The sequence below is a fragment of the Massilia sp. Bi118 genome (assembly GCF_918697865.1).
Taxonomy (GTDB): domain Bacteria; phylum Pseudomonadota; class Gammaproteobacteria; order Burkholderiales; family Burkholderiaceae_D; genus Telluria.
Map to the genome: position 1 here is coordinate 137203 of NZ_CAKKMV010000006.1, position 23145 is coordinate 160347.

General features: G+C 68.0%; 19 protein-coding genes. 14 read left to right on the plus strand and 5 right to left on the minus strand.

Annotation, left to right across the window (positions count from 1 at the left end; genetic code table 11):
• The first annotated feature begins 157 nt into the window (after positions 1–157).
• The 9 genes from LQV39_RS10800 to LQV39_RS10840 are packed head-to-tail and all read left to right on the plus strand — an operon-like array spanning position 158 to position 11212.
• On the plus strand, positions 158–1333 hold the full coding sequence (locus tag LQV39_RS10800) for a glycosyltransferase family 4 protein (protein ID WP_230025219.1): 1176 nt from the start codon (positions 158–160) through the stop codon (positions 1331–1333).
• Positions 1334–2521: a glycosyltransferase family 4 protein gene (locus LQV39_RS10805; protein ID WP_230025222.1), complete on the plus strand. Its 1188-nt coding sequence runs from the start codon at positions 1334–1336 to the stop codon at positions 2519–2521.
• A gap of 12 nt (positions 2522–2533) precedes the next feature.
• The gene (locus LQV39_RS10810; RefSeq protein ID WP_230025224.1) at positions 2534–3517 is read left to right on the plus strand and encodes a polysaccharide deacetylase family protein; all 984 of its coding nucleotides are present in this window, start codon (positions 2534–2536) and stop codon (positions 3515–3517) included.
• Positions 3518–3529: 12 nt separating this feature from the next.
• Positions 3530–4840 carry a putative O-glycosylation ligase, exosortase A system-associated gene (locus LQV39_RS10815; RefSeq protein WP_230025226.1) on the plus strand — a complete coding sequence of 437 codons (1311 nt, stop codon included), beginning with the start codon at positions 3530–3532 and terminating at the stop codon, positions 4838–4840.
• 36 nt (positions 4841–4876) lie between these two features.
• On the plus strand, positions 4877–6169 hold the full coding sequence (locus LQV39_RS10820) for a glycosyltransferase (protein WP_230025228.1): 1293 nt from the start codon (positions 4877–4879) through the stop codon (positions 6167–6169).
• A complete protein-coding gene (locus tag LQV39_RS10825) occupies positions 6166–7683 on the plus strand; it encodes a lipopolysaccharide biosynthesis protein (RefSeq protein ID WP_230025230.1) in 1518 nt (505 codons plus the stop codon). The genes LQV39_RS10820 and LQV39_RS10825 overlap by 4 nt, the downstream gene beginning before the upstream one ends.
• Positions 7680–8840 (plus strand): carboxylate--amine ligase, encoded by a 1161-nt coding sequence (locus LQV39_RS10830; protein ID WP_230025232.1) that lies wholly within the window; start codon positions 7680–7682, stop codon positions 8838–8840. The genes LQV39_RS10825 and LQV39_RS10830 overlap by 4 nt, the downstream gene beginning before the upstream one ends.
• Positions 8841–8856: 16 nt before the next feature.
• Complete coding sequence (locus LQV39_RS10835) at positions 8857–10089, plus strand: DegT/DnrJ/EryC1/StrS family aminotransferase (protein ID WP_230025234.1); 1233 nt, start codon at positions 8857–8859, stop codon at positions 10087–10089.
• Complete coding sequence (locus LQV39_RS10840; RefSeq protein WP_230025236.1) at positions 10064–11212, plus strand: hypothetical protein; 1149 nt, start codon at positions 10064–10066, stop codon at positions 11210–11212. Before LQV39_RS10835 ends, LQV39_RS10840 begins: the two co-directional genes overlap by 26 nt.
• On the opposite strand, the gene LQV39_RS10845 is transcribed toward LQV39_RS10840, so the two are convergent.
• Both LQV39_RS10845 and LQV39_RS10850 read right to left on the minus strand, forming a co-directional pair.
• Positions 11213–12442: a pyridoxal-dependent decarboxylase, exosortase A system-associated gene (locus tag LQV39_RS10845; protein WP_230025238.1), complete on the minus strand. Its 1230-nt coding sequence runs from the start codon at positions 12440–12442 to the stop codon at positions 11213–11215.
• On the minus strand, positions 12439–14028 hold the full coding sequence (locus LQV39_RS10850; protein WP_230025240.1) for an acyl-CoA ligase (AMP-forming), exosortase A system-associated: 1590 nt from the start codon (positions 14026–14028) through the stop codon (positions 12439–12441). Before LQV39_RS10850 ends, LQV39_RS10845 begins: the two co-directional genes overlap by 4 nt.
• 34 nt (positions 14029–14062) lie before the next feature.
• Between LQV39_RS10850 and LQV39_RS10855 the strand changes: the two genes are divergently transcribed.
• Genes LQV39_RS10855 through LQV39_RS10875 form a run of 5 tightly spaced genes read left to right on the plus strand, consistent with a single transcriptional unit; the run spans position 14063 to position 18221 of the window.
• Positions 14063–15265 carry an aminotransferase class I/II-fold pyridoxal phosphate-dependent enzyme gene (locus tag LQV39_RS10855; protein ID WP_230025242.1) on the plus strand — a complete coding sequence of 401 codons (1203 nt, stop codon included), beginning with the start codon at positions 14063–14065 and terminating at the stop codon, positions 15263–15265.
• Between the two features lie 11 nt (positions 15266–15276).
• Complete coding sequence (locus LQV39_RS10860) at positions 15277–16302, plus strand: GNAT family N-acetyltransferase (protein ID WP_230025244.1); 1026 nt, start codon at positions 15277–15279, stop codon at positions 16300–16302.
• The gene (locus tag LQV39_RS10865; protein WP_230025246.1) at positions 16289–16534 is read left to right on the plus strand and encodes an acyl carrier protein; all 246 of its coding nucleotides are present in this window, start codon (positions 16289–16291) and stop codon (positions 16532–16534) included. The genes LQV39_RS10860 and LQV39_RS10865 overlap by 14 nt, the downstream gene beginning before the upstream one ends.
• A gap of 3 nt (positions 16535–16537) precedes the next feature.
• Entirely contained in the window at positions 16538–17380 is an 843-nt protein-coding gene (locus LQV39_RS10870) for a hydrolase 2, exosortase A system-associated (RefSeq protein WP_230025248.1), read from the plus strand.
• Positions 17370–18221 (plus strand): hydrolase 1, exosortase A system-associated, encoded by an 852-nt coding sequence (locus tag LQV39_RS10875; RefSeq protein WP_230025250.1) that lies wholly within the window; start codon positions 17370–17372, stop codon positions 18219–18221. Before LQV39_RS10870 ends, LQV39_RS10875 begins: the two co-directional genes overlap by 11 nt.
• Positions 18222–18231: 10 nt before the next feature.
• On the opposite strand, the gene LQV39_RS10880 is transcribed toward LQV39_RS10875, so the two are convergent.
• The 3 genes from LQV39_RS10880 to prsK are packed head-to-tail and all read right to left on the minus strand — an operon-like array spanning position 18232 to position 23138.
• Positions 18232–19659, minus strand: coding sequence for a chondroitinase-B domain-containing protein (locus LQV39_RS10880; RefSeq protein WP_230025252.1), 1428 nt, complete (start codon positions 19657–19659; stop codon positions 18232–18234).
• Positions 19660–19672: 13 nt separating this feature from the next.
• Positions 19673–21043, minus strand: coding sequence for a PEP-CTERM-box response regulator transcription factor (prsR, locus tag LQV39_RS10885; protein ID WP_230025254.1), 1371 nt, complete (start codon positions 21041–21043; stop codon positions 19673–19675).
• 10 nt (positions 21044–21053) lie between these two features.
• On the minus strand, positions 21054–23138 hold the full coding sequence (prsK, locus tag LQV39_RS10890) for an XrtA/PEP-CTERM system histidine kinase PrsK (RefSeq protein WP_230025256.1): 2085 nt from the start codon (positions 23136–23138) through the stop codon (positions 21054–21056).
• Positions 23139–23145: the final 7 nt, after the last annotated feature.

Below are 23145 nucleotides of genomic sequence, written 5' to 3' on the forward strand. Positions count from 1 at the left end.
AGAATAAAATAAAAACAAATATTGCTCGCACGAAACAGTGCGAAATTTTAATTTTTCTACGGTAAGATGCTGTTTTACTTTTGATATCTGTCACAATCGGCACTTGTGCTGCAGGGTTGATATCGGTTGGCACGCAGCTGCCTGCTTTGGCTTCGACATGAAATTACTTACCTTCAGCACCCTGTTTCCAAATTCGCAACAGCCAAATCACGGTTTGTTCGTGGAAACCCGACTGCGTTACCTGGTCGCCAGTGGTGAAGTGCAATCGCGCGTCGTCGCGCCCATCCCCTGGTTTCCGCTTGCCCATCCGCGCTTCGGCCACTACGCGAAATACGCGGCGGTGCCGGCGCGCGCCGAGCGCAACGGACTGCAGGTCGAACATCCGCGCTACCTTGCCCTGCCGCGGGTCGGCATGAATGTGGCGCCGCTGCTGATGGCGCGCGCGGCGCGTTCGACCATCGGCCGCATCCTCGACGAAGGCTACGATTTCGACGCCATCGACGCCCATTATTTCTATCCGGACGGTGTGGCCGCCGTCATGCTCGGCAAGTACTTCAACAAGCCGGTGGTGGTGACCGCCCGCGGCAGCGACATCAACCTGCTGCCGCGCTACCGCATCCCGCGCAAGTTCATCCTGTGGGCGGCGGAAAACGCACGCGCCGTGATCACGGTCTGCAGCTACCTCAAGGACGAGATGGTGGGCTTGGGCGCACGCGCCGACCGCATCGTCCCGCTGCGCAACGGCGTCGACCTGCAGCGCTTCTCGCTGCTCGACAAGGACGCCGCCCGCGCCGCGCTGGGCCTGGACGCCTTCACCCTGCTGTCGGTCGGCCAGCTGGTGCCGCACAAGGGCCACGACATCGCGATCCGCGCGCTGCCGCAGCTGCCGGACGTGAGGCTGCTGGTGGCCGGCAGCGGTCCGGACCGCGAGCGCCTGGAACAGCTGGCGCGCGAGCTGGGCGTGGCCGAACGCGTGCGCCTGGTCGGCCCGGTGCCGCAGACCGAACTGCGCAATTATTACAACGCCGCCGACCTGCTGGTGCTGGCGTCCGAGCGCGAAGGCTGGGCCAACGTGCTGCTCGAATCCATGGCCTGCGGCACGCCGGTGGTGGCCAGCGCGGTCTGCGGCACGCCGGAGGTGGTGACCCAGCCCGAAGCCGGGCGCCTGATGGCTGAGCGCACCCCGGGCAGCCTGGTCGAAGCGGTGCGCCTGCTGCGCGCCGCCAGCCCCGAACGCAGCGCCACCCGCCGCTACGCCGAACGCTTCAGCTGGGACGACACGACCCAGGGTCAGATCGATTTGTTCCGAAACATCATCATGGGGCAGAATTAAGTGCGCATTCTTTACCACCACCGTACGCGGTCCAAGGACGGCCAATACGTCCATATCGAAGAGATGATCCATGCGCTGCGCAAGCAGGGCCACGAGGTGATCATCGTGGCGCCGCCGAGCGCGGAGACGGAGGACTTCGGTTCCGACGCCGGCGCGGTCGCGCTGCTCAAGCGCTGGCTGCCCAAGTGGTTCTACGAGCTGATGGAGCTGGGCTATTCGGCGGTGGCCTACCGCCGCCTGGCCAAGGCGATCCAGGAACACAAGCCGGACTGCATCTACGAGCGCTACAACCTGTTCCTGCCGGCCGGGATCTGGGCTGCGCGCCGCTACAAGCTGCCGCTGCTGCTCGAGGTGAATGCGCCGATCCTGGAAGAACGCAGCCGCTACGACGGCCTGTCGCTGACCCGCCTGGCGCGCTGGTCGCAAGCCTACGCCTGGCGCAACGCCGACGTCACGCTGCCGGTGACCCAGGTGCTGGGCGACATCGTGGCCTCCTACGGCGTCGATCCCAAGCGCATCGTGGTGATCCCGAACGGCATCAACGGCGAGCGTTTCGAATCCGCGCCGGACGTCGAGGCGGCCAAGCACGCCCTCGGCCTGGACGGCCGCCTGGTGCTGGGCTTCACGGGCTTCGTGCGCGACTGGCACGGCCTGGACAAGGTGCTGAACCTGATCGCCAACGACCCGCCGGCGTCGCGCCGCCACCTGCTGGTGGTCGGCGACGGCCCGGCCCGGCCCAACCTGGAACGCCAGGCGCGCGAGCTGGGCATCGAGAACCGCGTGACCTTCACCGGCATCGTCGGCCGCGACGACGTCGCGCGCCACGTGGCCGCCTTCGACGTCGCGCTGCAGCCGGCGGTGGTGGCCTACGCCTCGCCGCTCAAGCTGTTCGAATACCTCGCGCTGGGCAAGGCCATCGTCGGCCCGGCCCAGCCGAACATCGAAGAGATCCTGGTGCAGAACCAGAACGCGGTGCTGTTCGACCCGGACAACACGGACGCGCTGGCCGATGCGATCCAGGTGCTGTGCACCGACGATGCGCTGCGCGCCAGGGTCGCGGAAAACGCCCGCGCCACGATCGTCACGCGCCAGCTGACCTGGGACGCGAATGCGCGCCGCGTGGTCGGCCTGTTCGACGAGCTGCTGCAGGACAGTCCGGCGCCGCAGCCGGAACGGCGTGCCGCCTGACGGGGAGCCGGCATGACGATCTACGTCCGTTCGCGTCACCCCGGTGCGCGCCTGGTGCGCTTCGCCGGAGACCGCCTTGCGCGCCAGGAGTCCGAGGGACGGCGCCTGTGCATCCTGAATTACCACCGCGTGCTGGCCCAGCCCGATCCGCTGGTTGGGTTCGAGCCGCACCTGGCGATCTTCCGCTGGCAGATGAAACTGCTGGCCGATGGCTTCAACGTGCTGCCGCTGTCCGACGCAGTCGACCTGCTGGCGCGCGGCCGCCTGCCGGCGCGCGCGGTGGCGATCACCTTCGACGACGGCTACCGCTCGGTGCATGACCTGGCGCTGCCGGTGCTGCGCGAATACATGCTGCCGGCCACGGTGTTCGTCACCAGCGGCTTCCTCGACCACGGCAATATGTGGAACGACCGCATCCTGGAAGCAGTGCGGCGCCTGCCCGACGGCGCGCTCGACCTGGGCGCGCACGATGCCGGCAGCTACCAGCTGAACGGGCTGGAAGCGCGCCGCCACGCCGTGCGCCAGCTGACCCAGACCGCCAAATACCTGCCGCCGGAAGGGCGCGCCGTGCTGGTCGCCGAACTCGAACGGCGCGCCGGCGGCGCCGCGGCGCCGGACGTGATGCTGACCTCGGAGATGGTGCGCACGATGGCGCGCTCGAACATCGAGATCGGCGCGCACACGGTGTCGCACCCGATCCTGACCAGCCTGGACGACGACAGCGCGCGGCGCGAGATCGTCGCCTGCAAGCACGAGCTGGAAGCCGTGACCGGCGCCGCGGTGCGCCTTTTCGCCTACCCGAACGGCAAGGAAGGCCGCGACTTCGACCAGCGCCACGTGGCGATGGCGCGCGAAGCCGGCTATTCGGCGGCCTTTACCACGGCGCTGGGCGCGGCCTCCAGCGGCGACGACCGCTTCCGCCTGCCGCGCAGCCTGCCATGGGACAGCAATCCGTTGCTGTTCTCCCTGCGCCTGCTGCGCTGGCTCGTGTTCTGATCCGGGATTGCCATGCGTGACGTCTTTGTTTTCATCTTAATTTTCGGGACCATTCCCTTTATCCTGAAGCGGCCGGCCTACGGCGTGATGGTATTCGCCTGGCTGAGCCTGATGAATCCGCACCGCCTGACCTACGGCGCCGCCTACGACTTCCAGTTTGCGCTGATGATCAGCGTGCTGACCGTGTTCAGCATGCTGAAGTCGCGCGAACCCAAAATGATTCCCAAATTGCCCGTCCTGGTCGTCCTGGCCTGCTTTATTGCCTGGATGACGTTCACCACTTTCTTTGCCAACGAACAGGTGCGCGCCTGGGCCGAATGGGAGCGGGTGATCAAGGAGATGGTGATGATCTTCATTACCATCGCCGTCTTGAACACCGAACGGGACGTCAAACTGTTCGCCTGGGTGGTCGGCCTTTCGCTCGGATTCTATGGCGCCAAGGGTGGGATTTTCACGATCACTTCCGGCGGCACCAGCCGCGTGCTGGGTCCGCCTGATTCATATATTACGGACAACAACGATATCGCTCTGGCGCTGCTGACCACCGTTCCCCTCATCTGGTACCTGAGCCTGCAGGCACCACGCAAGTGGATACGCTACGGCCTGCTGGCGCTGGCCTGCCTCACGATCACCGCGGCCGCCGGTTCATACTCGCGCGGCGCCTTGCTGGCCGGTGCGGCGATGCTCAGCATGCTGTGGCTGCGTAACAAGAACAAGGTGCGTACTGCCCTGGTGCTGCTGGCCTTGGTCGGCGCCGTGTATGCGCTGATGCCCGAGAAGTGGTTCGGCCGCATGAACACGATCGGCGAATACAAGAGCGACGCCTCGGCCAACGGCCGCCTGAATGCCTGGCAGTTCGCCTACAACATCGCCTCCGACAGCCTGGCCGGCGGCGGTTACCGGACCTTCACGCCGCGCATGTTCCAGATTTATGCGCCGAACCCGCACGACGTGCACGCACCGCACAGCATCTACTTCCAGGTGATGGGGGAACACGGCTTCATCGGACTGGCGCTGTACTTGGTGTTCCTGTTCCTGGTCTGGCGCACCGGCACCCGCATCGTGCGCTTTTGCCGCGACAAGCCGGAGCTGAAATGGGCGTCCGACCTGGCCTCGATGTCCCAGGTCAGCATGATCGGTTTCATGGCCGGCGGCGCCTTCCTGTCGCTGGCGTATTTCGACCTCCTTTACGACATCATGGTCTTGCTGGTGGCCATGGAAAAATTGCTGATGTACAAACAAAAAAAACCCAGTGTGCTGCCGGAGCAGGTACCGGCGTCCGCTGACGGTCTGGCGATACCAGCCCGCGTTCCGCCACGCTAGCCTCACGATTCAACAAGTTCTATTACTGGAAACATCATGACCAAACGCGCACTACTGATCGCCTTTCACTTTCCGCCCCAGGCGGCAAGCAGCGGCATCCAGCGCACGTTAAGCTTCGCAAAACACCTGGGAAAGTATGGCTGGGAGCCGATGGTGCTGTCGGCCCACCCGCGCGCCTACAGCGTGCAAAACCCGTCGCAGCTGACCAGCGTGCCGCCGGACCTGGTGGTGCGCCGCGTGTTCGCGCTCGACGCCAAGCACCACCTGGGCATCAAGGGCCGCTATCCGGGCTGGCTGGCGCTGCCGGACCGCTGGATCAGCTGGTGGCTGGGCGCGGTGCCGGCCGGCCTGTCGCTGATCCGGCGCTACCGTCCGGAGGTGATCTGGTCGACCTTCCCGCTCGCCACCGCGCACCTGATCGGCCTGAGCCTGCAGCGCCTGACCGGCCTGCCGTGGGTGGCCGATTTCCGCGACCCGATGATCCAGCCGGCCTATCCGACCCCGCGCCTGCAGCGCGCCATGTACGCCTGGATCGAGAAACGCACCATCGAACGCTGCACTCTCGCCGTGTTCACCACGCACAGCGCCCTGAATTCCTACCGCGAGCGCTTCCCGCACCTGCCGGCATCGAAGTTCACGGTCATCGAGAACGGCTATGACGAGGACGGCTTCGACCCGTCCGCCGCCGCTACCGCCCGGCCGGGCGCCGCGGGCCGCATCACCCTGGTCCACAGCGGCGTGCTGTACCAGGCAGGACGCGATCCGTCGGCCTTCCTGGCCGCCGTTGCGCGCCTGAAGGCCGAGGGCCGCGCCAGCGCCGCCACCCTGCGCGTGATCCTGCGCGCCCCGGGCGACGTCAAGGAGATCGCCGAGCTGGCGCAGCGCCACGGCGTCGACGACATCGTCGAATCGGCGCCGCCGGTGCCCTATCGCGACGCGCTGCGCGAGATGCTCGGCGCCGACGGCTTGCTGGTGTTCCAGGGCACCCCCTTCAACACCCAGATCCCGGCCAAGATCTACGAGTACTTCCGTGCCCGCAAGCCGGTCATGGGCCTGGTCGACCCGGCCGGCGAGACCGCGCGCGTGCTGCGCACCGCCGGCTTCCTCAGCCTGGCCGACATGGACAACGCCGATGCCATCGCGCCGGTGCTGTCCGGCTTCATCGACGACATCGCGGCCGGCCGCGCCTACATCGCCAGCGACGAACTGGTCGCCGGCTCCTCGCGCGTGCACCGCGCCGGCCAGCTGGCCACCGTGCTGAACGACGCCGCATCCGGCAGCATTCCGGCCGCGGCCGACGCCCCCAAACAGGAATTACCACTGGCATGAGTACCGACCTTCGTTCCAAGACCGTCAAGGCGGTCGGCCACCTCGGACTGGGCGGCGCCCTCGGCAAGGTGATTTCGCTGGGCGCGACCCTGGTCATGGCGCGCCTGCTGACGCCCGCCGACTACGGCCTGATGGCGATGGCGATGGTGCTGGTCGGCTTCGTCAGCTTCTTCAACGAGATCGGCATCGGCGCCGCGATCGTCCAGAAGACCGAATTGAAGGAAGAAGAGGTCAACGGCTGCTTCGTCTTCTCGATCCTCACCAGCCTGGTGCTGTTCACTCTCACGGCCCTGGGCAGCGGCCTCGCCGCCAGCTTCTTCGGCAATCCGCGCCTGCAGCCGATGATCGCGGTGCTGGCCAGCGCCTTCGTGTTCGGCGCGATCGGCACCGTGCCGCTGGGCCTCCTGCGCAAGGAAATGAACTTCAAGGCGGTGGCCGGCGTGAACGTGGTCAGCGTCTTCATCCAGAGCCTGCTGTCGCTGGCGCTGGCCTTTGCCGGCATGGGCGCCTGGGCGCTGGTATGGAGCTTCATCGCTTCCAGCGTGATCCAGTCGCTGGGCGCCTTCTGGCTGGCCGGCTGGCGTCCGAGCCGCAATTTCAGCCTGCGCGCCGCCCTCGGCCTGGTCAACTACGGCCTGCAGGTGACCGCCAGCCGCGTGTTCTGGTACCTGTACAGCAATGCCGACAAGGTCATCATCGGCAAGGTGCTGGGCGACCGTTCGCTCGGCATCTACGACATGGCCTTCTCGCTGGCCACGCTGCCCACCAGCCAGGTGACCACGCTGGCCACCAACGTCGCCTCGCCGCTGTTCTCGAAGCTGCAGAACGACATGGCGCAGCTGCGCGCCTTCATCCTGCATTTCACGCGCGGGGTGGCGTATGTGACCTATCCGGCCCTGATCGGCATGCTGGTGTGCTCGCGCGAACTGGTCGCGGTGCTGCTCGGCGATAAATGGATCGCCATGCTGGTGCCCTTCGGCGCGCTGTGCGTGATGGGCCTGATCAAGTCGGTCGATCCGCTGCTGTCCCAGGTCCTGATCGCCACCGGCAACGCCAAGCGCCTGTCCGGCTATACGCTGATGTGCGGCGTCGCGATGAGCCTGGCGGTGGTCGGCGGCGCCCTGTTCGACGGCCTGCGCGGCGTCTCGCTGGTGTGGATGGTGGTCTACCCGCTGCTGTCGGTGCGCCTGCTCTACCTGGTGCGCCGCAGTACCGGCCTGCAGATGAGCGACTACTACCGCACCCTGCTGCCGGTGCTGGTGGCGGCGGCCGCGATGGCGGCGGCGGTGCTGGCGGTGCGCGAGGCGATGCTGCTGGCCGGCGTGCCGGCCTTCGCGATGCTGGGGATCGAAATCCTCACCGGCGCCGTCGCCTACGTGCTGTGGATCGTCCAGTTCGACAAGCGCGGGCTGACCGAAATCCGCCAGGTCATGCTCGACCTGGGCATCTCCGAACAGCGCCTCGCGCACTGGCCGTTCAACCGTGCACTGACCGTGCAAGCAAGCCAACCATGACTACTGAAAACAACAAGTTACTCCCGGCTGTCGTCGTCGGCGGCGGCCTGAATGCGCTCGGTATCGTGCGCGCATTGGGCAGCGCCGGCATTCCCGTGATCGTGGCCGACACCGACCCGCGCTCGCCGGCGATGCGCTCGCGCTACGGCAGCAAGCTGCGCTGCGCCGCCCTCGAAGGCGAAGACTTCGTCAAGGCCATGCTGGACCTCGGCGCAAAATACGAGCGCAAGCTGATGCTGTTCGTGACCGAGGAAAAGACGGTCACCGAGATTTCGAAGTCGCGTGCGCGCCTTGCCGCGCGCTTCCACCTGCGCCTGCCCGAGCACGAGCGCCTGATGGCGCTGATGCACAAGCAGGGCTTCCAGGACCTGGCCGAAGCGGTCGGCGCGCCGGTGCCGCGCACCGTGCGCCTGGAATCGAAGGCCGACCTGCCGCGCATCGAGGCGCTGACCTTCCCCTGCGTGTTCAAGCCGGCCGCCAAGAGCTACGAGTACGGCGCGCGTTTCAAGAAGGCCTATAAGGTCCAGTCGCCGGCCGAGGTGGCCGAGCTGTACGAACAGATCTTCCCGGTGCTGGCCGACATGGTGGTGCAGGAATGGATCGAAGGCGCCGACAACGAAGTCTATTTCTGCCTGCAGTACGTGGGCGAAGGCGGTGAAGTCGTCAGCTCCTTCAGCGGCCGCAAGATCCGCGCCTGGCCGCCGCGCATCGGCGGCACCGCCAGCTGCACCGCGGCCTGGGAAGTATCGGATGAACTCGACCAAATGACCGCCCGGTTCTTCGCCCAGGTCGGCTTCACGGGCATGGGCAGCATGGAATACAAGCGCGACGAGCGCGACGGCCGTTTCTACATGGTCGAGCCGACCGTGGCGCGCACCGACTTCCAGGAAGAAGTCGCGAGCCTGAACGGCGTCAACATCCCGGAAGCGGCCTACCGCTACGAATCGGGGCTGCCGCAGGTGGCGCCGAAGAAGGTGCCGGTGCCGCGCATCTGGCGCGAGCCACTGATCGACCGCTGGTCGCTGGAAGAAGGCGGCGGCGGCGTCGACCAGCGCTCGGCCGGCCACAAGGTGTGCGACGCCTACTGGCGCTGGAACGATCCGCGCCCCTGGCTCGACCTGATGCTGGGCCGCATCGGCGCCAAGCTGGGCCGCTGAAGACGGAGCACGACGCTTGAAACGCCAACGCATCCGCTACGCCGACTGGTCGGCCGCCGAATACGGCGCCGCACTGCGCTGCCTGCTGGGCGGCCGGGTGGCGCGCGGGCCGGCGCCCGAGCGCCTGGCGGCGCGCCTGGCCGCGCAGTATGCGCCGTCCACCGTGTACCCGCTCAACTTCGCGCATACCGGGCTGGCCATCGCGCTCGACCTGTTCCGCAAGCGCCGCCCGGCGCGCGATGAAGTCGTGGTGCCGGACTATATCTGCCCGAGCGTGGTGCAGACGGTCGAAGCGGCCGGCCTGCGCGCGGTGCCGGCCGCCATCGGCCCCGACCTGAACCTGAGCGTGGACGGCGTGCGCGCCGTGCTCGGCGAACGCACCTTGGCCGTGGTGGCGCCGCACATGTTCGGCAGCCCGGCGCCGATCGCGGCCATCGAAACCCTGTGCCGCGCTGCCGGGGTGTTCCTGGTCGACGATGCCGCCCAAGTGGTGGGCGAAGCGGCCGGCGGCCGCCTGCTCGGCACCTTCGGCGACGTCGGCCTGATCAGCTTTGCGCAATCGAAGGCGGTGGTCACCGGCGTCGCCGGCTCCGGCGGTGTGCTGCTGGTGAACGACCCCGAACTGGACGATGAGGCACGCGCCGCCTGGGAACAGCTGCCGGCGCCGCGCGGACGCCTGCGCGCGCTGCTGGACTTCCTCTGGAATTACCAGTGGCAGGGCTGGACCGGCAACAGCGGCTACTACTTCCGCCGCATCGGCGAACGCCTGGGCTGGCAGCGCGTGGCGCCGCAGCCGGCCCGCATCGCCAACCTGGATGCGGCCATCGCGCTGGCCCAGCTGGCGCGCCTGCCGCGCCTGCGCAGCGGCCGCATCGCCTGCGCCGAGGCCTACCACGCCGCCCTGCCCGCAGGGTACGGCATCGGCTTCCCGCAATACGCGCCGGGGCGCTACCTGTCGCGCGTGATGCTGTCGCTGCCGCCCGCAACCGACCTCGATGCGCTGCGCGAGCGCCTGGCGCGCGCCGGCGTCGAGACCCGCCTGGGTTACCAGACCCGGGTCTGCGCCGAGCGCCCGGACGACGCAGCGACGGCCGCCGCGCGGCGCCTGCTCGGCCTGCCGTTCAGCGCCGGACTGGACGAGCGCGCGATACGAGATATTTGCAATTTATTAATAAACACACTAAAGTCGGTGCCGACTGTTCCTTCCTTACCCATTCAAGACAATGAAACATCTCACTCAGCTCTTTAAGGACAAACTGGGTGCCAGCACCGCGCCGGCCCAGTCCATCGAAACCCACCTGAAGGCGGCAGCGGACTGGCTGCTGGTCGCGCAAAAAGCCACGCCCGACGACGGCGTCGCCCACAGCTACGATATCCGCTCGCGCAGCTGGAACGCCTCCTACCCGGAAACCACCGGCTACGCGATCCCCACCCTGTACGACTACGCGAACTACTACAACGCACCCGAATACGCCGAGGCCGCGCGCCGCATGACCGAATGGGAATGCGACATCCAGCTCGACGACGGCGGCGTGCGCGCCGGCACCATGTCGGCCGAGATCGTTGCGCCGACCATTTTCAACACGGGACAGGCGCTGTTCGGCTGGGCCAAGGCCTATCTGGAAACCCGCGACGAGCGTTTCAAGACCTCGCTGATCCGCGCGTCGGACTGGCTGGTGGCGGCGCAGGACGAAGACGGCTGCTGGCGCCGTTTCCCGTCGCCGTTCACGACCTCGAAGCTGAACAGCTACAACACCCGTTCGGCCTTCGGCCTGATCCGCGCCTTCGAAGCGCTGGACGATTCGCGCTACCTGGAAGCGGCCGTCAAGAACGTCGAATGGGCGCTGAGCCGCGCCAAGCCGAACGGCTGGCTGCCGGACAACTGCCTGACCAAGCATGAAGTGGAAAAGGCGCTGACCCACACGATCGCCTACTCGATCCGGGGCATCCTCGAAGTCGGCGCCTGCGCCGGCCGCCAGGAATGGATCGAGATCGCCCTGCGCATGGCCAAGCAGGTCGCCAGGCAGCAGCGCGACGACGGCGCCCTGAACGGCTACTACGATCCGGACTGGAACACGGTCTGCACCTGGAGCTGCGTGACCGGCAACTCGCAGATGGCGATCAACTGGCTGCGCCTGGCCCAGCTGACCGGCGAACAATGGTGCAAAGATGCGGCTGTCCGCGCCAACCGCTTCAACATGAGCATCCAGGACCTGCAGACGGGCGACCTGAACGTGCGCGGCGCGCTGAAGGGCTCGCACCCGGTCAACGGCGACTACATGACTTACCGCTACCCGAACTGGGCCACCAAGTTCTTCATGGACGGCCTGATGCTGGAGCAGCAGTTCGACAAGGCGCGCAATATCGGCTGATTAAACTAGCACTTCGACGACGTCCGGATGGCTGAGGAAAGCCGCCGGACTGGCGCTTTTTCCATAGGCGCCGGACTGGAACACCACCACCAGGTCCCCCACCTCCGCACGCGGCAGTTCCATGCGCTCGGCCAGCAGGTCGAGCGGCGTGCACAGCGGGCCGACCACTGACACCGGCTCCACGCTCTCGTTCATCCGGTTGCCGATCGCGACCGGATAATTCTTGCGGATCACCTGACCGAAATTGCCCGACGCCGCCAGGTGGTGGTGCAGGCCGCCGTCGGTGACCAGGAACACCTGGCCGCGCGAGACCTTGCGGTCGACCACGCGCGCCACATACACTCCCGCTTCGCCCACCAGGTAACGCCCCAGTTCGATCGCCACCTGCACGCCGGGCAGCGCCGCCTGCACGCGCGGCAGGGCTTCCTGCAGGCGCGCGCCGATCGGTGCGATGTCGAGCGCAGCCTCGCCCGGAAAATACGGGATGCCGAACCCGCCGCCGATATTCAGGGTGCGCAGCGGCGCGCGCGCCGCGCCGGCCAGCCGGAGCGCCAGTTCGATGGTCTGCGCCTGGGCCTCGACGATCGCTTCCGCTTTGAGGCTCTGCGAGCCGCTGAAGATGTGCAGGCCGTCCACCGTCAGGCCGAGCTGCGCGGCCAGCGCCAGCATGTGCGGCGCCTCTTCGGCATCGATGCCGAACTGCTTGGCGCCGCCGCCCATCCGCATGCCGGAACCCTTCAGTTCGAAATCCGGATTGATGCGCAGCGCCAGCAGCGGCGCGATGCCGAGCTGTTCGCCGATACGCGCCAGCGCGCGGATCTCGCGTTCGGATTCGGCGTGCACGCAGGCCCCGGCCGCGACTGCGCAGGCCAGTTCCGCATCCGACTTGCCGGGACCGGCAAAGCTGATGCGTTCGGGCGCCATGCCGGTGTCCAGCGCGACCTTCAGTTCGCCGCCAGATGCCACGTCCAGGCCGTCCACCAGGCCGGCCAGGTGCTGCACCAGCGCCGGCATCGGATTGGCCTTGATAGAATAATGCAGTTCGAGATCCGCCGGCAGGTGCGCGCGCAGGTGCGCCACACGTTCGCTCACCAGGCGGCGGTCGTAGGCATAGAAGGGGGTGCTGCCGACACGCTGCGCGAGCCGGGTCAGAGGAATGCCGCCGACCTGCAGGCAGCCGCCGGCGACGGGATACAGGGTTTGCGCCGCGTGGACGGGCTTGGTGCTCATGGTGCTTTACCTTCAAACAAAGTCAGGTAGGACTGCTGCAGCAGCTTGCGGTCGAACTTGCCGTTCGGGTTGCGCGGGAAGGCTTCGGCACGCAGCTCGACGTGGGCCGGGACCATGTAGGCCGGCATGCGACGCTGGCATTCCTTCAGCAGCGCGGCCGGCGTGAGGCCGGGCTCGCGCGGCAGCGCCAGCAGCACCACTGCCTGCCCCAGCGACGGATGCGGCACGCCGAAGGCCGCGGCCTCAAGCACCAGTCCGGTCGCATGGACGGCTTCCTCGACCTCGGTCGGACTGATGCGGTAGCCGGACACCTTGATCATGTCGTCGCTGCGGCCGACAAAGTACAGGAAGCCTTCGCTGTCCATGCGCACCGTGTCGCCCGACCACACCGCCATCTCGACGATGGGCAACGCAGGATTGCGTCCCGGCGCCGGGCGGAAGCGCTCGGCGGTCTTGACCGGGTCGTTCCAGTAGCCGAGCGAGACCAGCGCGCCGCGATGCACCAGTTCGCCCGGCTCGTCCGGCGCGCAGGGCGTGCCGTCGGGACGCACCACCATCACCTCGGCGTTCGGGATCGCCTTGCCCATCGAATCAGGGCGGCGTTCTAGTTCCGCGGGCGGCAGGTAGGTCGAGCGGAAGGCTTCGGTCAGGCCGTACATCAGGAACAGTTCGGCGCCGGGCAGCGCCGCGCGCAGCGCACGCACCGTCTCGACCGGCATGGCGCCGCCGGAATTGGTCAGATAGCGCAGTGTGCAGCCGGCCGGCCAGGCCAGCGCCGCCAGCTGTATCCACAGCGGCGGCACCGCCGCCAGGCCGGTGATGCGCTCCTCCACCACGGCGTGCAGGATGTCGCGCGCGAACAGGTGGTTGATCAGCACCGCGGTGGCGCCGGCCAGGAACGCCGTCGTCAGTTGCGACAGGCCGTAATCGAAGCTGAGCGGCAGCACCGCCAGTACCCGGTCGGCCGGCCCCAGGGCCAGATAACTGGCCACGCTGTGCGCACCCGCCACCATGTTCCGGTGCGACAGCACCACGCCTTTCGGGCGCCCGGTGCTGCCCGAGGTGTACAGGATGGCCGCCATGTCGGCGTCGATCGCGCGCCGCGCGCGCAGCAGGGCGTCGTCCGGTTCGGCCTGGGCCGCATCCCAGCCGCTCAGGCGCACGCCGTCCGGCGCCGCCGCTGTATTCGGCGCGCCGGTGACCAGCACGCTGCGCAGGTCCGGGCAGCCGGCCAGCACCGGCGCCAGCTGGGCCAGGCGCTCGTTCGAGGTGACCAGCACACGCACATTGCAGTCGGCCAGGATGTAGGCCACCTGCTCCGGCTTGAGCAGCGGATTGACCGGCACGAACACGGCGCCGGCCAGGGCCGCGCCAAACATCGCGGCCACGTTCTCGATCCGCTTTTCCAGGTACACCGCCACCCGCTCGCCGCGCTCGATGCCGGCGCCGAGCAGAGCGCCGGCGGCGCCGCGCACGGCGGCGGCCAGCGCCGCGTAGTCGAGCCGGGCCGCACCATGCACCAGCGCCTCGGCGTCCGGCGTGCGGCGGGCGGCGTCGAAGATGAAATCGTGGATCAGATCAGGCATGGCCGCCATCTTAACATCGCGGCTATACTTGGCCATGCTTCGAACGAATCTTCCCGCCCGTCCCCGTATTCCGCTGCCCCCCGTGCTGGCGGCAGCATCCCTGTGGCGGCGGGCGCCGGCTGAACCTTGCCTGCCGTCGGTGCTGGACGCCGGCAAGGCGCGCCTGGTCACCAGCGGCCGCATCGCGATCGCGCTGGCACTGCGCGAACTCGGCGTGCAGGCGGGCGACGCGGTGCTGGTGCCGGCCTACCACAGCCCGTCGATGATCCCGCCGGTGCTGCACGCCGGCGCCAGCCCCGTGTTCTACCGGCTGCGCGCGGACACCTCGGTCGACCTCGACGACGTCGCGGCCAAGCTCACGCCGCAGGTGAAGGTGCTGATGGTGACGCATTATTTCGGCTTCCTGCAGGACCTGAGCGCGCTGCGCGCCTTCTGCGATGCGCACGGCCTGCTGCTGCTGGAAGACTGCGCGCACGCCTTCTTCGGCGCGCATGGCGGGCGCCCGGTCGGCGCCTGGGGCGATGCCGCTGCCGCCAGCAGCATGAAGTTCTATCCGGTCTACGAGGGCGGGGCGCTGGTGTCGGCGCGCCGCACGCTGGACAACGTGGCGCTGCGCGCGGCCGGCGCCGGCTTCGAGGCCAAGGCCGCGCTGGCCACCCTCGAAAGCGGTTTTGCTTACGGCCGCCTGCCGCTGCTGCGCGCGCTGCTGGCGCCGCCGCTGTGGCTCAAGGGCGCGCTGCGCCGCCTGCGCGATGGCCGCCGCAACGCGCCCGCGCCGGCAGCGGCCGCGCTGGCGCCGGCGTCCTCCGACAGCAGCTTCGACTTCGATCCGGCCTGGCTCGACAAGCGCTCGTCCTGGCTGTCGCGCCTGCTGCTGCGGCGCTTGCCGGCGGCGTCCATCGTCGCGCTGCGGCGCGCACGCTACCTGCGGCTGCAGGCGGCCGTGGCCGGCCTGCCCGGCGTGCGGCCGCTGTTCCCGTCCCTGCCCGATGGCGTCTGCCCCTGGATGTTCCCGCTGCTGGTGGACGATCCCGAGCGCCTGTTCGACGAGGTGCGCGCCGCCGGTGTACCGGTCACGCGCTTTGCCCGCCCGCTCTGGCCCGGCGTGGACGACAGCGTGTGCGCTGTCAGCAGCATGCTCTCGACCCGCGTGCTGGCCTTCCCCTGTCACCAGGAACTGCACGAAGACGAACTGGAATGGATGTGCGCGACCCTGCGCGCGATTTTACAAGCATGAGCCCTGCAAGCATGACCTGGACCCTCGTTCCGGCGGCCCGCTTCGCCGCCTTCGCCGATCGCTGGCGGCGCCTGCACGCCGACAGCGCCGCCTCGATCCTGCTGGACGCCGACTTCGTCGCGCCGCTGATCACCGAATTCGCCCCCGCCGATGCCCTGCTGGCCTGCTGCGAGCAGGCCGGCCAGATCGTGGCGATGGCCATCGTCGTGCCGGCCGGACGCGGGAGCTGGGCCACGCTGCAGCCGTCCCAGGCGCCGCTCGGCCTTTGGCTGCAGCACCCAAGCCAGCCGCTCGAGCCGCTGCTGCGCGCCCTGCTGCGCGCCCTGCCCGGCATGCCGCTGGTGTTCGGCCTGACCCAGATGGACCCGCTCTTGACACCGCGCCCGGCCGATGAAGGCCATGTCCGGACCCTGGACTACATCGCCACCGCCCACGTCGACCTGACGGGCAGCTTCGACGACTATTGGGAGGCGCGCGGCAAGAACCTGCGGAGCAACCTGAAAAAGCAGCGCAACCGCCTGCAGCGCGAGAGCACGGCGACGCGCCTCGAGGTCTGCCGCGAAGCCTGGCAGATGGCGGAGGCGGTGGCCGACTACGGCCGCCTGGAGAGCTCGGGCTGGAAGGCCGGCGAAGGCACCGCGGTCCACGCCGACAATGCCCAGGGCCGCTATTACCGTGCCATGCTGGAAGCCTTCTGCCGGCGCGGCCAGGGCAGCGTCTACCGCTACTGGTTCAATGACCGGCTGGTGGCAATGGACCTGTGCATCGAAGACCGCGACAGCATCGTGGTGCTGAAGACCAGCTACGACGAAACCGTGCCGTCCAGCCTGTCGCCGACGCTGCTGATGCGCGAGGAAGCGACGCGCCGCCTGTTCGAGGAAGGCCGCATGCGCCGCATCGAGTTCTATGGCCGCGTCATGGAGTGGCACCTGCGCTGGACGGATCAGGTGCGCACTATGTACCATGTCAATTATTACCGGTGGGCGGTCCTGGGTCGCCTGCGCAGTACCTCACGGAGCACCCATGTACCTGAATGAAGTCAAGACTATCCTGATCGACGTGCTCAACCTCGGCGCCGCCGGAGAGAAGCTGGATGCCGGTTCGCCGCTGCTGGGCAGCCTGCCCGAGCTCGACTCGATGGCGGTGGTCACCCTGATCGGCGCGCTGGAAGACCACTTCGGCATCGTTGTCGACGACGACGACATCAGCGCCAGCACCTTCGAAACCCTCGGCAGCCTGGCCGCCTTCGTGGCCGCAAAGGCCGGCTGAGGCATGACCGCCACCCACGCGCCTGCGGAAAGCTTCTTCCTGCCCGTACAGGACGGCGTCCGCTATTGCCTCTACCACGCGCCCGCCGGCGCCTGCCGCGGCGCGCTGGTCTACCTGCATCCCTTTGCCGAAGAGATGAACAAGACGCGCCGCATGGCCGCGCTGCAGGCGCGCGCGCTGGCGGCGCTGGGCGTGGGCGTGCTGCAGATCGACCTGCACGGCTGCGGCGACAGCAGCGGCGAGTTCGGCGATGCGCGCTGGGACGGCTGGAAGCGCGACGTCGACGCCGCGCGCGCCTGGCTGCAGCAGCGCCTGGGCTGCTCGACCGGGCTGTGGGGACTGCGCCTGGGCGCCCTGCTCGCGCTCGACTACGCCGCCGGCGCGCGGGAGCTGCCGCAGCGCCTGCTGCTGTGGCAGCCGGTCACCAACGGCGCCGCCGTGATGAACCAGTTCCTGCGCCTGCGCATCGCCGCCGACATGGTGCAGGAAGGCGCGGCCAACGGCGGCACCAAGGCGCTGCGCGCTGCGCTCGAACAGGGCCGCTCGGTGGAAATCGCCGGCTACGACCTGGCGCCGGAACTGGTCGCCGCCATCGATCCGCTCGACGCCTCGGTGCTGGCGCCGCGCGGCTGCCGCATCGACTGGTTCGAGGTCCTGCCCGCGGCCGGCCGTCCGCTGCCGCCGGCATCAAGCCGGATCGCCGCCATCTGGCAGGCCCAGCGCATCGACTTCGGCGTGCACCTGGTGCAGGGAGAAGCGTTCTGGACCACGCCGGAAATCGCCGAATGTCCCGCCCTGCTGGACGCCACCTGCCAGCTGTACCGGGAGGCCGCGCATGCAGGCTGAAGAACGCGCCCTGTCCTTTTCCTGCGCCGGCGCCTGGCTGTACGGCGTGCTGTCGCTGCCGGCGCAAGCCGCCGCGCGCGGCATTTTGATCGTGGTCGGCGGCCCGCAGGTGCGCACCGGCAGCCACCGCCAGTTCACGCTGCTGGCGCGCAGCCTGGCGCAGGCCGGCTTTCCCGTCATGCGCTTCGACTACCGTGGCATGGGCGACAGCGAAGGCGAACAGCGCGACTTCGAACAGGTGCAGGACGACCTGCGCGCCGCGCTCGACTGCTTCTTCGCGCAAGTACCGGACATGCGCGACGTGGTCCTGTGGGGCCTGTGCGACGGCGCCTCGGCGGCGGCCATGTATGCGCCCGGCGATGCGCGCGTGGCCGGCGTGGCCCTGCTCAATCCCTGGGTGCGCACCGAGCAGGGCGCCGCCAAGGCCACGTTGAAGCATTATTACCGCGCCAGGCTGCTCGATCCGGGCCTGTGGAAGAAGATCGCCAGCGGCCGCTTCGACGCCGGCCAGGCCGCGCGCTCCTTCGCGTCCTCGCTGCGCTCGGCCTTCGGCGCCGGCCAGCCCGCCGCGCCGGACAGCGCGGCGGAACCGGACCTGCCCGGGCGGATGCATGCGGCCCTGCAGGCGTTCAAGGGGAAGATGCTGGTGATGCTGAGCGGCGCCGACCTGACCGCGCAGGAATTCGCCGGACTGGCGTCGGGCTCGCGCGACTGGCAGCGCCTGCTGGATGGCCCCGCCGTCACCCGCCACCTGCTTCCTGGCGCCGACCACACCTGTTCGCGGCGTGAATGGCACGAGCAGGTGGTAGGCTGGACCGCGGGCTGGCTGCGGTCCTGGTAGGTACCAGGCGCTAGCGCGGCCGCGCCAGGCAGGCTTTATAGTCCTCGAAGGCGCCGTAGCGGCGCCTGCCCTGCCGCACCACGCCGCACAAGTCCTTCGATGGCGCTGCCGGCGCCATGTATTCCCGCGGCGTTTCGCGCCAGCTGAAATCGAACACGGCCGGCGTGGCAAACAGCTTGCGCAGCGGGTGATAGCCCAGGTAGAGCAGCGCGGTCGGCGTCTGCAGATTGTCGCCGGCGTGCAACTGCGCGCCGTTGCGGCCGCGGATATCGCCATCCACCAGGTTGCCCTCAAGCGTGACGCTGCTCTCGGGGAAGCGGGCGTCGATACCGGCCGTGTCGACCAGGGTATTGTCGAGCAGCCGGCTGCCGGCGCTCGCGTTGACATAGATGCCGGCGTCCGAGCAGGATGCGATCAGGTTGGCGCGCATGGTCCCGCCGTCCTGTTCGGTGATGCATTGACGATCGCGGCAATATGGCTTGCCGGTGCCGCCACCGCCGAAGGACAGGCCGACGCGCTGCCCCGGCAAGCCGCGCAGGCGCTGCTCGCACAAGACCACGTTTTGTTCGAACAGGGTGCGCGTCCCGGCGCCCTTGGCGAAAGCGCCATAGCTGACCTGGTCGCCGCCTTCCTTGATGAAGTCGGTAATCAGATTGCGCCGGATGATCCAATCGCTGGCGGCGACGATATCGATCGGGGTGACGGGTCTCGATGTCCGGCGCGGCGCCGTATTGCCGAGTGTATTGCCTTCGATGAGGCCGGCATCCGGAAACAGGCCGCCATCGCCGTTGATCTTGAAGTGGGCGTTGAAGTTGAGGATGGTGTTGTTCACCGCCGCAAAATGGTGGGCGCCGCCTGCCACGTGGAAGGCATGCTCGCAGAATTCCTGGCGCGCGCAGGCGCCGCGGATGCTCAGGTTCTCGAAGCGCCAGTAAGGCGCCGATACCTTGAAGCCTTCACCGGCGTCGAACTCGATGGTCACCGTGCCCGGCTGGTCGGCGCGCACCACGATGGGCGCCGTGCTGTCTCCCGCGCGGCTGGCAAGGACATCCCCGTGGATCCGGTAGCTGCCGGGAAGGAGCACGATGATGTCGCCCGGTGCGGCGGCCGCGACCGCGCGGCGCAGCTCCTCGCCCGTTCCCGCAAGCTTGCGCGTGCCGTCGCTGCGGGGAGCCGTTGCCGCTTGAGCGCCGACACTCAGCGGCGGTGCCAGGGCGGGTATAGTTTCGCCGCGGTCCAGATCGAGCAGGCTGGCGCCCAGCCACTGCCCGGCGCCCGTGATCAGGATGTTGTGGCCGCTGCTGCGCTTGTCGACATACGGCGCCAGAGTGCGCGGCGCGATGCCTTGCCCCTGCAGGTAGAACAAGGCGGCGCCGGCGCCGAGGATCGCCAGCAGCACGCCGCCGCCCAGCACACGGCGGACCGAAACGCCCTTCATGCGCGCGCCACGCTCACGCACCGGTCTTGATGCCGTGCCGTCCCATCAGGTCGTACAGGGTCGGGCGGCTGACGCCCAGCATTTCGGAAGCCTTGACGATATTGCCGTCCGAGCGCGCCAGCGCCCGCACGATGGCTTTATATTCGGCTTCGTCGCGCACCTGGCGCAGGTTCAGCGGCGATTCTTCCGCGTCTGATTCCGGCAGTTCCGGCAGGCCGAGGTCGTCGGCGACGATGGTGTTGCCGTCGGCCATGATGACCGCGCGCTTGATGCAGTTTTCCATCTCCCGCACATTGCCCGGCCAGGCATAGGCTTCGATCGCCGCCAGCGCGTCCGGCGCGAAGTGCAGCGAGGAGCGCGATTCCTGGGCGCAGAACTTGTTCTTGAAATGGTGGGCCAGCAGCGCGGCGTCGCCTTCGCGCTGGCGCATCGGCGGGATCGTCACCACGATCTCCGAAAGGCGGTAGTACAAGTCCTCGCGGAAGCGCCCTTGCGCGCACAGGTCCTTGAGTTTCTGGTGGGTCGCGCAGACGATGCGCACGTCGACCGGGATCTCTTCATGGCCGCCGATGCGCTCGATCACGCGCTCCTGCAGGAAGCGCAGCAGCTTGGCCTGCAGCGGCATCGGCAGGTCGCCGACCTCGTCGAGGAAGAAGGTGCCGCCGTGGGCGAGTTCCACTTTGCCCTTGGTCTGCTTGGCGGCGCCGGTGAAGGCGCCCTTCTCGTAGCCGAACAGTTCGCTCTCGAGCAGGTTTTCCGGGATCGCTGCGCAGTTGATCGCCATGAAGCGCTCTTTCGAGCGGGGCGAAATGCCATGCACGGCGCGCGCCAGCACTTCCTTGCCGGTGCCGGATTCGCCCAGCAGCATCACGGAGGCGGAAGTCGGCGCCACCTTTTCGATGGTGCGGCAGACCTTCAGCATGCCGGGATCGCGCGAGATCACGCCGGCCAGCGGCGAATCGGCCTGCGATTGCTGCATGCGGCGGTTTTCCTGCTGCAGGTTGTGCAGGAAGAAGGCGCGCTGGATGACCAGGTTCAGCACTTCGGGGTCGACCGGCTTCTGGTGGAAGTCGTAGGCGCCCATGCCGATCGCCTTGACGGCGTTGTTGTGGTCCTGGTTACCGGTCAGGACGATCACGCGGGTGTCCGGCGCCAGCGCCAGGATCTGCTGCAGCGTGGCCAGGCCTTCGGTCGAGCCGTCCGGGTCGGGCGGCAGGCCCAGGTCCATGGTCACCACCGCCGGCTCGTGGCGGCGGATCTGGGCCAGCGCGGCCTCGCGGTCGCCGGCCACCACCACCTCATAGGCGTCGAGACTCCAGCGCAGCTGCTTCTGCAGGCCGGGATCGTCTTCGATGATTAACAGTTTGGGTTTGGTTTGGGTCACGGATGTCCTCTCAGGAGATCAGGGCTGGCGCCGGCTCGTGGTACAGCGGCAGCACGACCTTGAACGTGGTGCCGAGCGCGGGCTTGCTGCTGACTTCCAGCATGCCACCCAGCTCGGTGATGTATTCGCGGCTCTCGAACACGCCGATGCCCATGCCGGCCGACTTGGTCGAGTCGAAGGGCTTGAACAGGCGTTCGCGGATGAATTCCTCGCTCATGCCTTCGCCGGTGTCGGTGATCTCGATCTCGACCGCATGCGCGCCGTTGTCGACGTCGCGGCGGCCGAGGCGGATCATCACGTGGCCGTCGCGCGGCGTGGCCTCGATCGCATTCTGGATCAGGTGGCCGACCACGCGCTCGAGGCGCTCGCGGTCCGCCATCACTTTCAGGCCCGGCACCTCGACCACCAGCTGCGGTCGCGGCTCGAAGGCGTTCTTCAGCGCCACCGCCTGGCGCACCACCTGCTCGACCGCCAGCGGCAGCGGCTTCTCGGCGTTCTCGGTGCGCGACAGCTTCTGCAGCAGCAGCTTCATCTTCTGCACCGAGTGGTTCAGGGTTTCCAGCATGTCGCGCTGGAACTCGGGGTTGTCCTTGTGCTTCTCGGCGTTGGCGTTCATCAGCGACAGCTGGGCCACCAGGTTCTTCAGGTCGTGCACGACGAAGGTCGACATGCGGTTGAAGGATTCGAACTGGCGCGCCACCATCAGCGCGTTGGCGGCGTCTTCCTGGGCCAGGTGGCCGGCCGCCTGGCTGCCGGCGATTTCCATCAGGTCGATGATTTCCCAGTTCAGCTTGAGCGGGCTGCGCGCGCGCTGCAGCACCACGAAGCCGAACAGCTTCTCGTGCAGGATCAGCGGCACCACCAGCCAGCGGCGCGGATAGTCCAGCAGCCACTGCGGCACGGCCAGGCCCTCGTACTTGTCGGGGCGCTCCACGTACTCGTCGATGTCGATCACCCACTGGGTGCTTTCCATGAACTGGCAGAACGGCGAGTTGTGCGGCTCGGCCATGCTGGTGTCCGGCGCCTGCCAGTGCGCGCGCGGCTCGAAGCGGTTGCCGTCGTCGCGCTGCCACAGCGTGCCGCCGGGGCTTTCGACCAGCGCCGCCATGGCCTGGATCACGCGGTCGCCGAGGTTGGGGCCGCGTTCGGACAGGGTGCGCGTGAAGCGCGTCCATTCCTCGCGGTAGTCGTAGTTATAGGTGAAGAAGTGCTTGCTGATCGAGACCTTCAGCCAGGAGCGGAAGGTGCCGGAAAACAGGATCACGAGCAGCAGGCAGATCGCGCCGAACAGGAAGCCGGCCTGCATCACCGTGCCCCAGCGGCCGCCGAAGAAGCGCAGGTAATAGCCGGCCGAGCCCATCGCCAGCAGGTAGATCGCGGAGCCGAACAGCGCGGCCGAATGGAACATCACGCGCCGCGAGACGCCGACCGAGGTGGTCCAGGATTTGCGGCGCGCCATCGAGGCCGCCAGCAGCGGCACGGTCAGGGCGTTGATCAGGCCGCGCGCATTCCACAGTTCCGGATTCAGGTCGCGGAACAGCATGGTATTGGTGTACAGGTAGAAGTCGTAGGCGAACATGCCGCCGATGCCGAGGCAAGCGAACTTGATCGCCCAGCGCTCTTCGATGGTCTTGTTGCGGTACACCTGTTCGACCAGCAGCATGCCGTACACCGCCAGGCAGGCGAAGGAGGTCACCACCGGCAGCGCGCCCAGGGTGTTCAGGAGTTCGTTGTACCAGTGGCCGATCACCAGCGCCGCCAGCAGCGCCAGGTAGGCGCAGCCGGCCGCGAACAGCGAGGGCCGCATGCCGAAGGGCAGCCGGCTGTTTTCGCCTTGCCAGTGGCCCAGCAGCGCGACCAGGAACACCGACCAGGCGCCGTCGCGCAGCACTTCGAGCGCGCCGGTGAGCGAGGTCCACAACCTGTCGTTGACGGCGTCCCAGGCCAGGGCGGCGGCCCACAGGGCGCTCAGCAGGCAGGCGGCCGACAGGCTGCCGCGCTGGAAGCGCCCGCGCCAGCCCGACAGGACGGGCAATCCCAGCAACAGGTACCCGGCTGCGGCAAACGCGTAACTATAGGCTGTGATATTGGTCACGATGCAC

What these genes read in the sequence shown, in the direction of transcription:
- LQV39_RS10850 (WP_230025240.1), bottom strand. Translation starts at nt 14,028, where the DNA reads ATGCCTGATCTGATCCACGATTTCATCTTCGACGCCGCCCGCCGCACG.
- LQV39_RS10845 (WP_230025238.1), bottom strand. Translation starts at nt 12,442, where the DNA reads ATGAGCACCAAGCCCGTCCACGCGGCGCAAACCCTGTATCCCGTCGCC.
- LQV39_RS10865 (WP_230025246.1), top strand. Translation starts at nt 16,289, where the DNA reads ATGTACCTGAATGAAGTCAAGACTATCCTGATCGACGTGCTCAACCTC.
- LQV39_RS10855 (WP_230025242.1), top strand. Translation starts at nt 14,063, where the DNA reads ATGCTTCGAACGAATCTTCCCGCCCGTCCCCGTATTCCGCTGCCCCCC.
- LQV39_RS10820 (WP_230025228.1), top strand. Translation starts at nt 4,877, where the DNA reads ATGACCAAACGCGCACTACTGATCGCCTTTCACTTTCCGCCCCAGGCG.
- LQV39_RS10825 (WP_230025230.1), top strand. Translation starts at nt 6,166, where the DNA reads ATGAGTACCGACCTTCGTTCCAAGACCGTCAAGGCGGTCGGCCACCTC.
- LQV39_RS10840 (WP_230025236.1), top strand. Translation starts at nt 10,064, where the DNA reads ATGAAACATCTCACTCAGCTCTTTAAGGACAAACTGGGTGCCAGCACC.
- LQV39_RS10870 (WP_230025248.1), top strand. Translation starts at nt 16,538, where the DNA reads ATGACCGCCACCCACGCGCCTGCGGAAAGCTTCTTCCTGCCCGTACAG.
- LQV39_RS10810 (WP_230025224.1), top strand. Translation starts at nt 2,534, where the DNA reads ATGACGATCTACGTCCGTTCGCGTCACCCCGGTGCGCGCCTGGTGCGC.
- LQV39_RS10860 (WP_230025244.1), top strand. Translation starts at nt 15,277, where the DNA reads ATGACCTGGACCCTCGTTCCGGCGGCCCGCTTCGCCGCCTTCGCCGAT.
- LQV39_RS10875 (WP_230025250.1), top strand. Translation starts at nt 17,370, where the DNA reads ATGCAGGCTGAAGAACGCGCCCTGTCCTTTTCCTGCGCCGGCGCCTGG.
- LQV39_RS10815 (WP_230025226.1), top strand. Translation starts at nt 3,530, where the DNA reads ATGCGTGACGTCTTTGTTTTCATCTTAATTTTCGGGACCATTCCCTTT.
- LQV39_RS10880 (WP_230025252.1), bottom strand. Translation starts at nt 19,659, where the DNA reads ATGAAGGGCGTTTCGGTCCGCCGTGTGCTGGGCGGCGGCGTGCTGCTG.
- LQV39_RS10830 (WP_230025232.1), top strand. Translation starts at nt 7,680, where the DNA reads ATGACTACTGAAAACAACAAGTTACTCCCGGCTGTCGTCGTCGGCGGC.
- LQV39_RS10800 (WP_230025219.1), top strand. Translation starts at nt 158, where the DNA reads ATGAAATTACTTACCTTCAGCACCCTGTTTCCAAATTCGCAACAGCCA.